This window comes from Microbacterium sp. EG9 (assembly GCF_059759475.1).
The window spans coordinates 1,130,792-1,142,592 of sequence record NZ_CM186217.1; the positions used below are offsets into that span (position 1 = coordinate 1,130,792).

Genomic DNA, 11,801 nt, shown 5'->3' on the forward strand with positions numbered 1-11,801 from the left:
GCGAAGCGCGTCACGCCCCCTACAGTCTAGGCGCGCGAGGTGCGGGCCCCGACGCAGACCACGTCGGAGAAAACGACACGAAAACGGCCCTGAAAGCGGCATCCGACCTTCGCCCACGACACTCCGATCGTGAGACAGGCGCAGGCGCAGGAATGCCGGAGCGGATGACACCGCCGGGCACGAAGGAGGCAAACCCATGTCGGATGTGCTCATCGACCGCCCCGAACTCGAGGGGCTCGGCGTCTACGAGTTCGGCTGGCACGACACCGACGCCGCGGGCGCCGTCGCGCAGCGCGGCATCAACGAGGACGTGGTCCGGGGGATCTCGGCCCTCAAGGACGAGCCGGAGTGGATGCTGAAGACCCGTCTGAAGGGGTATCAGCTCTTCGGCCGCAAACCGATGCCCACCTGGGGCGCCGACCTGTCGGACATCGACTTCGACAACATCAAGTACTTCGTGCGCTCCACCGAGAAGCAGGCGCAGTCCTGGGAAGACCTCCCCGCGGAGATCCGTGAGACGTACGAGAAGCTCGGCATCCCCGAGGCGGAGCGCCAGCGACTGGTCGCCGGCGTCGCCGCGCAGTACGAGTCCGAGGTCGTGTACCACCAGATCCGTGAGGACCTCGAGGCCCAGGGCGTCATCTTCATGGACACCGACACGGCCCTGCGCGAGCACCCGGAGTTCTTCCAGGAGTACTTCGGCACCGTGATCCCCGCCGGCGACAACAAGTTCGCCGCCCTCAACACGGCCGTCTGGTCGGGGGGATCGTTCGTGTACGTGCCGAAGGGCGTGCACGTGGAGATCCCGCTGCAGGCGTACTTCCGCATCAACACCGAGAACATGGGCCAGTTCGAGCGGACGCTCATCATCGCCGACGAGGACAGCTACGTCCACTACATCGAAGGCTGCACCGCGCCGATCTACAAGAGCGACTCGCTGCACTCGGCGGTCGTCGAGATCATCGTGAAGAAGAACGCGCGCGTTCGCTACACCACGATCCAGAACTGGTCGAACAACGTCTACAACCTCGTCACCAAGCGGGCCATCGCCCACGAGGGCGCGACGATGGAGTGGATCGACGGCAACATCGGCTCCAAGGTGACGATGAAGTACCCGTCGATCTACCTCATGGGCGAGCACGCCAAGGGCGAGACCCTGTCGGTCGCCTTCGCGGGCCCCGGTCAGCACCAGGACGCCGGCGCCAAGATGATCCACATGGCGCCGTACACGCAGTCCTCGATCGTGTCGAAGTCGATCGCGCGCGGCGGCGGCCGCGCCGGCTACCGCGGCGAGGTGCGGGTGTCGCCGGAGGCACACCACTCCGCCAACACCGTGCGCTGCGACGCGCTCCTGGTCGACACGATCTCCCGCTCCGACACGTACCCCGCCATCGACATCCGCGTGGACGACGTCCAGCTCGGTCACGAGGCGACCGTGTCGAAGGTGAGCGAGGAGCAGCTGTTCTACCTGATGAGCCGCGGCATGCCCGAGGACGAGGCGATGGCGATGATCGTGCGCGGGTTCATCGAGCCGATCGCGCGTGAGCTGCCCATGGAGTACGCCCTCGAGCTGAACAAGCTCATCGAGATGGGCATGGAAGGATCCGTCGGCTGATGACGACAGTGACGCAGACCCCCGCCGATGCGAGCACCCGGGCGGAGGGTCACATCGACCCTGCGGCCTCGCTGGTCTCCAAGGTGGTGCCGGTGCAGACCCGGTCGGAGCGGCCGACCTCGTTCGACCCCGCCGACTTCGGCATGCCGACGGGACGCGAGGTGAACTGGAAGCACACGCCGGTGGCCCTCCTCGGCGACCTGCTGCGCGACGAGCCCGCCCCGCACGACGTCATCGGCGTCGAGGTGAGCGCGCCCGACGCCGTCCACCAGTCGCGTCTCGCGATCGGTGAGGCTCCGCGCGGCGAGGTGTTCCGTCCCGAGGATCGCGTGAGCGCGATCGCCTGGACGCAGGAGGCCGACGCGCCCCTCATCCGCATCCCCGCGGGCGTCGAGCTCGACGAGCCGGTGCTCGTGCGACTCACCGGCCGCGGCGGCGTCGCCCACGCGCACGTCGTCATCGAAGCGCAGGCCCAGTCGCGCGCCACCGTCGTGCTGCGTCACGAGGGCAGCGCCCAGCAGGCCCAGAACGTCGAGATCATCGTCCGCGACGGCGCCGCGCTGACCGTCGTTTCCGTGCAGCGCTGGGACGACGATGCGATCCATCTCGCGTCGCACCAGGCGCGCGTCGACCGCGACGCCACGCTCACGCACGTCGTGGTGAGCCTCGGCGGACGCGTGGTCCGCGTGAACCCCTCGGTCGAGCTCGCGGGTGCGGGCGCCGAGGGCAAGCTGTACGGCCTCGCGTTCTCCGACGCGGGCCAGCACCTCGAGAGCCAGGTCTACCTGCACCACAAGGGCGCGCAGACCGTCGGCGACGTGCTGTACAAGGGTGCGCTGCAGGGCGAGTCCGCGCGCAGCGTCTGGATCGGCGACGTGCTCATCGGGCCGGATGCCGTGGGCACCGACTCCTACGAGGCGAACCGCAACCTCGTGCTCACCGACGGGGCGCGCGCCGACTCGATCCCGAACCTCGAGATCGAGACGGGCGACATCCGCGGCGCCGGTCACGCGAGCGCCACCGGGCGGTTCGACGACGAGCAGCTGTTCTACCTGCAGGCCCGCGGCATCGCCGAGGAGGAGGCGCGGCGTCTGGTCGTGCTCGGCTTCCTCGCCGAGATCGTCCAGAAGATCGACGTCGCCGACCTCCAGGACGAGCTGATCGCCGCCATCGAGGACGAGCTCGCCCTCGCGTCGGACGCCGAGGGAGCGGCCGAGTGACCGCGCAGAAAGTGCTGAACCTGAGCGACCTCGAGCAGGACACGGCCGTGCGCGTCGAGATCGACGGTGTGCCGATGGCGGTCGTCCTCGACTCCAACGGCGAGGTACACGCCATCGGCGACACCTGCACGCACGGCGACATCTCGCTGTCGGACGGCTTCGTCGAGGGCGACACCCTCGAGTGCTGGGCCCACGGCTCGGCGTTCTCGCTGCGCACCGGCCGGCCCCTGAACCTCCCGGCGTACGAGCCGGTGCCCGTCTATGCGGTCACGATCGACGGGGACGACGTCCTCATCGATCCCACCGTCCTCAAAGAAGTGAACTGAAGAAGGTAATTGACATGGCTGTTCTCGAGATCCGCGACCTCCACGTGACGGTCGAGACCGACGCGGGCCAGACCCCGATCCTCAACGGCGTCGACCTCACCGTCCGCACCGGCGAGACCCACGCGATCATGGGCCCCAACGGCTCGGGCAAGTCGACGCTGGCGTACACGATCGCCGGGCACCCGAAGTACACCGTCACGCAGGGCACGATCACCCTCGACGGCGAAGACGTCCTCGCGATGTCGGTCGACGAGCGCGCCCGTGCCGGCCTCTTCCTGGCGATGCAGTACCCGGTCGAGATCCCGGGCGTCACCGTCACGAACTTCCTGCGCACCGCCAAGACGGCGATCGACGGCGAGGCTCCGGCGATCCGCACGTGGACCAAGGACGTCAAGGCGGCCATGAAGAACCTCCGCATGGACCCGAAGTTCGCGGCGCGCAACGTCAACGAGGGCTTCTCGGGCGGCGAGAAGAAGCGTCACGAGATCCTCCAGCTCGAGCTGCTCAAGCCCGCCATCGCGGTGCTCGACGAGACCGACTCGGGCCTCGACGTCGACGCGCTCAAGATCGTCTCGGAGGGCGTGAACCGCGCCAAGGAGGCGACCGACCTGGGCGTTCTGCTGATCACGCACTACACCCGCATCCTCCGCTACATCACGCCGGACTACGTGCACGTGCTCGTCAAGGGCCGCGTCGCGGAGGAGGGCGGCCCCGAGCTCGCCGAGCGTCTCGAGGAAGAGGGCTACGACCGCTACCTCGAGCCCTCCGACGTCGTCGAGGCCTAGGATCGAAGGCATGACCGCGACGCTCAACCCCGAGAAGTACGACGAGGTCACCGAGGCCCTCAAGGACGTGATGGATCCCGAGCTCGGGATCAACGTCGTCGACCTCGGACTCATCTACGACCTCAGCTGGGACGAGGAGAACGACGCGCTCGTCATCCACATGACGCTGACCTCGGCCGGCTGCCCGCTCACGGACGTGCTCGAGGAGCAGACCGCGCAGGCCCTGGACGAGGTCGTCGAACGGTTCCGCATCAACTGGGTGTGGATGCCGCCGTGGGGCCCCGAGCGGATCACGGACGACGGCCGCGACATGATGCGGGCCCTCGGCTTCGCGATCTGAGCGTCATGTCGTGACGTCGGGCACCGGCCGCGGCGCCGCGCCTCGATAGGCTCGACGGGTGAGCACCCTTCCCCTCGAGGCCCTGCCGTTGGAGACGTTGCGACGCCGGTCCAGCACGAAATGGCGCACCTTCGGCGCCGATGTGCTGCCGCTCTTCGTCGCGGAGACGGACTTCCCGCTCGCCGCCCCGATCACGCGGGCCCTGGCGACGGCCGTGGAACTCGGCGACACCGGGTACACGCCGCCCGACCTCGGTCTGCGCGACGCGTTCGCGGCGTTCGCGCGGCGGCGGTTCGGCTGGGACGTGGACCCCGCCCGCGTGCGCTCCACCGGCGACGTCATGATGGGCGTGGTCGAGATCATCCGCGCCGTCACGTCTCCGGGCGATGCGGTGGTGATCACGCCGCCGGTCTACCCGCCGTTCGCGATGTGCGTCGAAGAGGCGGGATGCCGCGTCGAGGCGGTGCCGCTGACCGACACGGGGGCCGGGTGGGAGCTCGACCTCGACGGGATCGAGGCGGCCCTCGCCGCCGGTGCCCGCGCCGTGCTGCTGTGCAACCCGCACAATCCGACGGGGACCGTTCACCGCGCCGCCGACCTCGCGGCGCTCGCGGAGGTCGTCGCCCGTCACGACGCCGTGGTGATCAGCGACGAGATCCACGCGCCGCTGACCTACGACGAGGTGCCCTACACGCCGTTCCTCGCCGCGTCGGAGACGGCGGCGGCGGTCGGCTACACGGTCACGAGCTCGTCCAAGGCGTTCAACCTCGCCGGCCTCAAGTGCGCGCTGATGATCACGGCGGACGCGCGGACCGCGGCCGTGGTCGCCGGCCTGCCCGCCGAGGTCGAGTGGCGCACGGGCCTGTTCGGCGCGATCGCGAGCATCGCCGCGTTCGACGCGGCATCCGACGGCTGGCTGGACGGCCTGCGCACGCGGCTGGACCTCAACCGCCGCCTTCTCGCCGACCTGCTGGCCCAGCAGCTGCCGGCCGCGCGCTACCGGGTGCCGGAGGCGGGATACCTCGCGTGGGTCGATCTCGGCTCCTACGGGTGGGGCGAGGATCCCGCGGCGCGCATCTTGGCGGAGGCGCGAGTCGCGCTCCATCATGGCCCGCAGTTCGGGCGCCAGGGGGACGGGTGGGTGCGCATCAACTTCGGCTGCGCGCCCGAGGTGCTCACCGCCGCCGTCGAGCGGATCGGTGCCCTGACGACGCGCTGACCCGGGCCGGTGTGACAACGCCAGAAGGTAAGGCTACCCTTAGAGGGTGTCTGCCGCCCCGACCGCCGTCCGCCCTGCGTACCGCCCGTATTCCGTCCGCGTGCAGGCCGTCCGCAGACTCGCCCCGCACTACGTGCGCGTGACGTTCACGAGTCCGCAGCTCGAATGGTTCGGCACCGCCGGACTCGACCAGCGCATCAAGATCGTGCTGCCGCTCCCCGGCATCCCGGGTGGTTTCGCCGACCTGGGCCAGGACGAGGAGGCGGGGGACTGGTACGACCGGTGGCGCGCGCTGCCCGCCGATCAGCGCAATCCGTTCCGTACCTACACCGTGCGCCGGGTGGATGCCGCGGCGCGCGAGCTCGACGTCGACTTCGTCATCCACCACGATGCCGGCCCGGCCGGGGCCTGGGCGGACGGCGCTCGCATCGGCGACGAGCTGATCATCGTCGGTCCGGACGAGCGCAGTCCCCAGTCGCGGGTCGGCATCGACTGGCACCCCGGATCGGCGCGCCGGCTCCTTCTCGCCGGCGACGAGACCGCGGCGCCGGCCATCTGCGGCATCCTGGAGTCGCTCGACCCGCGCTGCGAGGTCGACGCGTTCATCGAGGTGCCCACGGCGGAGGACGCCCTGCGCCCCGCGCTGCCGGCGACCTCCGCGACGCGGCTGAGCTGGATCGCCCGCGGCGACCGCGCCCACGGTCTCGCGCTCATCGATGCGATCACGACCTGGACCGCCGCGCACGGCGACGTGCTGGCGCGCGCCGCCTCGCCGCGGCCGCAGGTGCTCGACGACATCGATGTGGATCGCGATCTGCTCTGGGACAGCCCGGAAGACGGCGACGGCGAGTTCTACTCCTGGATCGCGGGCGAGGCGGGCACGGTCAAGACTCTGCGCCGCCTGCTCGTCTCCGGCTGCGGCGTCGACCGCAAGCGGGTCGCCTTCATGGGCTACTGGCGCCTCGGCCAGGCCGAGCGCGTCGAATGACCGCGCCGCGACGACCGCGACGCACCCTCGTCGTCGCGGTGATCGGTGCCGCCCTGCTGGCCGTGCTCGTGATCCTCTCGTTGACGGTGGGCGCCCGTCCGATCGCGCCTGCCGCGGTGTGGCAGGCCCTCATCGGGGGAGGCACCGCCGACGCCGATCAGGTCGTGGTCCTCACGCAACGGATCCCGCGCACGATCATCGGCGTCTGCGCCGGCGCCGCGCTGGCGCTCGCGGGCACCGTGATGCAGGGGCTCACCCGCAACCCCTTCGCCGACCCCGGTCTGCTCGGCATCAACGCCGGGGCCTCGGTCGCGGTCCTCGGTGCGATCACGCTGTTCGGGCTGTCGCGTCCGGACGGGTTCGTCTGGTTCGCGTTCGTCGGGGCCGCTCTGGCCGCCCTGGTGGTCACCGCGATCGGCGGCCGCGGGCCGGATGCGTCGAGTCCGGCGAGGCTCGCGCTGACCGGCGCCGCCGTCACGGCCGGACTCACCGCCGTGACCTTCCTCATCCTCAACACGAACGTCTACGCGCTCGACGTCTACCGCTACTGGTCGGTGGGTGGTCTGACCGCCCGCGGGCTCGACGCCGTGCTCCTGGTCCTCCCGGCGATCCTGGTCGGGGCCGTCCTCGCCCTCGCTGCGGCGCGCGGCCTCGACCTCATCGCTCTCGGCCCGGAAGCGGCGGCGGGCCTCGGACACGACGTCACCCGCAGCCGTGCCCTCGGCATCCTGGCGACCGTGCTGCTGTGCGGGGGAGCGACCGCCATCGCCGGACCGATCGTGTTCCTCGGGCTGCTCGTCCCGCATGCGCTGCGCCCGCTCGTCGGCGGCAGCTACGGCCGCCTGCTCGCCCTCGCGATCCCGTACGGCGCGGCCATCCTGCTCCTGGCCGACATCGTCGGACGCGTCGTCGCGCTGCCGGGCGAGGTGCAAGCCGGCATCGTGGTGGCCGTCATCGGCGCTCCGCTGCTCATCGCACTCGTCCTCCAGCCCCGCCGGAGCGCCCTGTGAGCGCGTCGCTCGCCGTGCGCCGCACCGCCGCCCGACGGCGGATGCGGGTCGTCGGTGTCCTCGCGCTCGTCGCGGTCGTCGTCATCGCCATCGCCCTGTCGGTGGGCGACTACCCGCTGGCCCCCGACCGGCTGTGGCAGACGCTGACCGGCTCCGGAACGCGCATCGAGCAGTACGTCGTGTTCCAGGTGCGCGCGCCGCGCGCCGCCATGGCGGTCGTCGCCGGCGCGGCGCTCGGGGTCGCGGGGGCCCTCCTGCAGACCTACCTCGGCAATCCGCTCGCCAGCCCTGACCTGCTCGGCATCTCCGGCGGCAGCGGCGTGGCCGCGGTCACCGCGATCCTCGTCTTCGGCACCACCGGTCCCGTGCTGGTCGCCTTCGCGTTCGCGGGCGGGATCGCGGTCGCCGCGCTCCTCCTCGTCGCGGGACGTACCCTGCGTGACGGAGGATTCCGCCTGATCCTGGCCGGTATCGGCATCTCGTTCCTCTCGGCCGCCCTCATCAACCTGATGATGGTGCGCGCGAAGGTCGAGGAGGCGCGGCTCGCCCTGCTGTGGCTGACCGGCAGCCTGGCCTCCACGCCCTGGTGGCAGGTGGCGACGGTGGGCGCCATCCTGATCCTGCTCGTCCCCGCGCTCGTGGTCGCGGGCCGGTGGCTTCCGATCACGCAGCTCGGACACGAGACCGCGAACGGCCTCGGCGTGGCCAGCGGCGCCGTCCGCATCGTCGTGGTGGCTGCGGCGGTGCTGCTGACGGCCGCGACCTCCGCCTTCGTCGGTCCGATCTCCTTCATCGCGCTGTGCGCCCCGGCGATCGCGCGCGCCCTGTTGCGTCACGGCGCGGTCGGCGTGGTCACCAGCGGTGTGGTCGGCGCCGTGCTGCTGCTGGCGGCCGACCTCGTCGCGCAGTTCGCGATCCCCGGCATGTCGCTCCCCGTCGGCATCGTGACCGGTGCGATCGGCGCCCTCTTCCTCCTCTGGCTCCTCGCCACCTCGAAAGGACGGCAGCTGTGATCCCGGCATCCGCCTCTCCCCGCCTCGCCGCTCGCGGCCTCGCCGCCGGATACCCCGGTCGGCGCGTGATCGACGGCCTCGACCTCGAGATCGCTCCCGGTCGGATCACGATGATCATCGGGGCGAACGCGTCGGGCAAGTCGACCCTCCTCGGAACCCTGGCCCGTCTCCACACGCCGCTCGCCGGTCGGGTCGAGGTGGACGACGTCGACGTGCGCTCCGTGCCTCGTCGCCGGTTCGCGCAGACGGTCGGACTCCTTCCGCAGCATCCGACCGCTCCGGACGGTGTGACGGTGTCGGAGCTCGTCGGTCGCGGACGCCACCCGCATCGCGGACTGCTCGCGCGGTGGAGCGCCGAGGACTCCGCCCGCGTCGACGAGGCGATGGCGTGGACGGGGGTGACCGACCTCGCGGCGCGACCCGTCGGAGACCTCTCCGGCGGTCAGCGCCAGCGTGTGTGGATCGCGATGGCGCTCGCGCAGGACCCCCGCATCCTCCTCCTGGACGAGCCGACCACGTTCCTCGACCTCAGCCACCAGCTCGACGTGCTCGACCTGCTCCGGGAGCTCAACCGCAGCCGCGGCACGACCGTCGTGGCCGTCCTGCACGATCTCAACCTCGCCGCACGCTACGCCGACGAGCTCGTCGTGATGCACGACGGCGCGGTGGTCGCGCACGGCACCCCCGCGGACGTGCTGACCGCGGAGGTCGTGCAGACCGCGTTCGGCCTGCGCGCGCTCGTGATGCCCGACCCGCTCACCGCCACCCCGCTCATCATCCCCGTCCCCGCGGCCTCCGGCGCACCCGTCGCCGCGGATGCCGCACCGTCAGAACGTCCCTGAGAGAGGAACCCCCATGAGAAGACTCCGCACGGCCCTCGGCCTTGCCACGATCGTCACCGCGACAGCGCTCCTGCTGTCGGGCTGCGCCGCCGGAACGGCGAGCGCTCCGACAGACTCCGCCGCCGCGAGCGACGGATTCCCCGTCACCATCGACTCCGCGCTGGGATCCACGACGATCGAGAAGAAGCCGGAACGCATCGCGACGTGGGGATGGGGTGCCACCGACGCGGTGCTCGCCCTCGGCATCCAGCCGGTCGCGATCCCGGCGGACACCTACTCCGGCGGCGACGACAAGATGCCGCCGTGGATCGCCGAGGCCGTCGACAAGCTCGGCGGCACCAAGCCCGAGATCCTCGACGCGAGCGCGAACGAGATCCCGGTCGAGGCGCTCCTGAAGACGAACCCCGACGTCCTGCTCGCCCCGTACTCCGGGCTCACGCAGAAGGAGTACGACGCCGTGACGGCCGCCGGCATCCCCGTCGTCGCCTATCCGGACGCGCCGTGGACCACCCCCTGGCGCGATGTCGTCACGATCACGGGCAAGGCCCTCGGGATGAGCACCGAGGCGAGCGCGCTGCTGGCGAGCCTCGATGCCCAGGTCGCGGATGCCGCGGCGGCCCACCCCGAGTTCGCGGGCACGACCATCGCCTACGTGGACGACGACGTCGACACGTTCTACCTCTATCTGCCCTCCGACCCGCGAGTGGAGATCCTCGAGGACCTCGGCTTCGTCTCGCCGCCCAGCGTGTCGGCTCTCGACACGGGCGAGGGCACGTTCTACACGACCGTGAGCCAGGAGAACCTCGACAAGATCGACTCCCAGGTGCTGTTCACCCAGGCCGAGGACCAGGCCACTCTCGACGAGTTCCTCGGCTCGTCGCGGGCGTCGCTCATTCCGGCGGTGCAGAAGGGCGCCGTCGCGGCGATGGTGGGCGCGGAGAACGTGGCGGCCGTGTCGCCGACCGCGCTGACCCTGCCCTGGGCGCTCCCGACGCTGACCGAAAAGCTCGCCGCGGCCGTCGCCCCGGCCAAGGGCTGAGCTCGTCGCCGGAAAGAGAGGAAGGCCCCGACCGGCATGGTCGGGGCCTTCCTCGTTCGCGCGGGTGTCAGCGTCGCGCGTTGCGCTCGATCGCTCGCACGCCGGCCCAGGCGGCGGGGATCAGCAGTGCCGCGAGCGCGGCTTTGACGATGCCGCCGACGATGAACGGCGTGACGCCGGCCGCAAGGATCTCCTGCACGCCGAGGTCCATCCCGAGCACCGTGTTCAGGATGAACGCCATGTACGGCACGCCGAACAGGAAGGGGACGATGCTGGCGGCGACGAAGCCGACGAAAGCGAGCACGGGCTTGCGGTCCCACGCGCGCTCGGCGAACCAGCCCGCGACGTAGGCGGCGAACACGAAGCCGATGATGAAGCCGAAGCTCGGCTTGGCGACGGCGGCGATCGTCCCCGTGAAGCCGGCGAAGACGGGAAGGCCGGCCAGTCCCGCCACCAGGTAGGTCGCGAGGGCGGCGGCGCCGCGGCGTGCGCCCAGTGCGGCGCCGACGACGACCACGGCGAGGGTCTGACCGGTGATCGGCACGGGCCAGAGCGGAACCTCGACCTGCGCCACGATCGCGACGAAGGCCGCGCCGGCGAGCACGAGGGCGGCGTCGAGGGCGACGGCGCGCGCGCGATCGGTCGGGCGTGCGATGAGGTCGGCGAGGACGGGGCGGCGGCCGGCGGCGGCGAGGGACATGCGGTCTCCTTCGAGAGGCGGACGGGTCACGGCTCAGCCTAGGGCGTCACCATCCCCGGCACCTGGCCGACATCGATGGAAGAGGCGCGGTTTCGTTGTCGCTGAGGGACAACAGCAGGCGAGCCGAGTCAGCCACCACCGCCGGCGGGAGGAATCTCCACCAACCGGAACCATCGTCCGGCCGGAGCGAGCCGGGCCCACACGGGGAGGAAGTGCGGGTCGGTGACGTGTCCGTCGAACGTGACGAGATCGATGCCGCGACCCGCGAGGACGTCCAGCGAGCGTCGGACGCTCGCTTCGACCAGCCTCTCGCCGTCCGACGCGGCCCGGGACGTCGTCTCCGCGGTGAGGATCGGGGGAGTGGAGTCGCGATACACGAGCGAGAGGGCGACGATGTCGCCGTCGACGATGGCGGCGCTGTTGGCCTCGAGGTCGAGCTCGTCCTCGAGGTCTTCCGAGAGCGCTGCGGCGAAGTCCGACGCGACCGGTGACCACTCGGCGTGGGTCCACGCGTAGGTCGCCGTTCCGTAGCCGCGGCGTCTCGACGCCGGATCGACGACGATCGTCACCCAGAAGGGTAGCGACAGGTCGTCATCGGTGAACGGGCGCACACGCATGCGATCGAGTCCGGCACCGTCCCGGCTCGTCGGAGACGGGATGGAGGCGCCGCCGGGCGGAGCGTACCCGTCGCGACGGTAGACTGG

13 protein-coding genes are annotated in these 11,801 nt (G+C 71.0%); 11 read left to right on the forward strand and 2 right to left on the reverse strand.

Annotated elements, in window-relative coordinates:
* Positions 1-196 precede the first annotated feature (196 nt).
* From sufB to AC6CQV_RS05280, 11 genes are read left to right on the forward strand one after another with little or no spacing between them, the layout of a single operon-like run.
* Positions 197-1,615: a Fe-S cluster assembly protein SufB gene (gene sufB, locus AC6CQV_RS05230; RefSeq protein WP_060958694.1), complete on the forward strand. Its 1,419-nt coding sequence runs from the start codon at positions 197-199 to the stop codon at positions 1,613-1,615.
* A complete protein-coding gene (gene sufD / locus AC6CQV_RS05235) occupies positions 1,615-2,835 on the forward strand; it encodes a Fe-S cluster assembly protein SufD (RefSeq protein ID WP_060958693.1) in 1,221 nt (406 codons plus the stop codon). Before sufB ends, sufD begins: the two co-directional genes overlap by 1 nt.
* Positions 2,832-3,161, forward strand: a complete 330-nt coding sequence (locus tag AC6CQV_RS05240) for a non-heme iron oxygenase ferredoxin subunit (RefSeq protein ID WP_060958692.1) — start codon at positions 2,832-2,834, stop codon at positions 3,159-3,161. Before sufD ends, AC6CQV_RS05240 begins: the two co-directional genes overlap by 4 nt.
* A 14-nt stretch (positions 3,162-3,175) precedes the next feature.
* Positions 3,176-3,946 carry a Fe-S cluster assembly ATPase SufC gene (gene sufC / locus AC6CQV_RS05245; protein WP_060958691.1) on the forward strand — a complete coding sequence of 257 codons (771 nt, stop codon included), beginning with the start codon at positions 3,176-3,178 and terminating at the stop codon, positions 3,944-3,946.
* A 10-nt stretch (positions 3,947-3,956) separates the two neighbouring features.
* The gene (locus AC6CQV_RS05250) at positions 3,957-4,286 is read left to right on the forward strand and encodes a metal-sulfur cluster assembly factor (RefSeq protein ID WP_060958690.1); all 330 of its coding nucleotides are present in this window, start codon (positions 3,957-3,959) and stop codon (positions 4,284-4,286) included.
* Positions 4,287-4,344: 58 nt separating this feature from the next.
* The gene (locus AC6CQV_RS05255; RefSeq protein WP_498260463.1) at positions 4,345-5,505 is read left to right on the forward strand and encodes a MalY/PatB family protein; all 1,161 of its coding nucleotides are present in this window, start codon (positions 4,345-4,347) and stop codon (positions 5,503-5,505) included.
* A gap of 46 nt (positions 5,506-5,551) precedes the next feature.
* On the forward strand, positions 5,552-6,493 hold the full coding sequence (locus tag AC6CQV_RS05260; protein ID WP_101306448.1) for a siderophore-interacting protein: 942 nt from the start codon (positions 5,552-5,554) through the stop codon (positions 6,491-6,493).
* Complete coding sequence (locus tag AC6CQV_RS05265; protein WP_498260464.1) at positions 6,490-7,503, forward strand: FecCD family ABC transporter permease; 1,014 nt, start codon at positions 6,490-6,492, stop codon at positions 7,501-7,503. The genes AC6CQV_RS05260 and AC6CQV_RS05265 overlap by 4 nt, the downstream gene beginning before the upstream one ends.
* Positions 7,500-8,516 (forward strand): FecCD family ABC transporter permease, encoded by a 1,017-nt coding sequence (locus AC6CQV_RS05270; protein WP_498260465.1) that lies wholly within the window; start codon positions 7,500-7,502, stop codon positions 8,514-8,516. The genes AC6CQV_RS05265 and AC6CQV_RS05270 overlap by 4 nt, the downstream gene beginning before the upstream one ends.
* Positions 8,513-9,358, forward strand: a complete 846-nt coding sequence (locus AC6CQV_RS05275) for an ABC transporter ATP-binding protein (RefSeq protein ID WP_101306446.1) — start codon at positions 8,513-8,515, stop codon at positions 9,356-9,358. The genes AC6CQV_RS05270 and AC6CQV_RS05275 overlap by 4 nt, the downstream gene beginning before the upstream one ends.
* Before the next feature lie 13 nt (positions 9,359-9,371).
* Positions 9,372-10,397: an ABC transporter substrate-binding protein gene (locus AC6CQV_RS05280; RefSeq protein ID WP_498260466.1), complete on the forward strand. Its 1,026-nt coding sequence runs from the start codon at positions 9,372-9,374 to the stop codon at positions 10,395-10,397.
* Between the two features lie 67 nt (positions 10,398-10,464).
* Here the strand turns inward: AC6CQV_RS05280 and AC6CQV_RS05285 are convergent, their stop codons facing one another.
* The gene (locus AC6CQV_RS05285; RefSeq protein ID WP_498260686.1) at positions 10,465-11,097 is read right to left on the reverse strand and encodes a biotin transporter BioY; all 633 of its coding nucleotides are present in this window, start codon (positions 11,095-11,097) and stop codon (positions 10,465-10,467) included.
* A gap of 128 nt (positions 11,098-11,225) precedes the next feature.
* A complete protein-coding gene (locus AC6CQV_RS05290) occupies positions 11,226-11,714 on the reverse strand; it encodes a hypothetical protein (RefSeq protein WP_498260467.1) in 489 nt (162 codons plus the stop codon).
* Between the last annotated feature and the right edge of the window lie 87 nt (positions 11,715-11,801).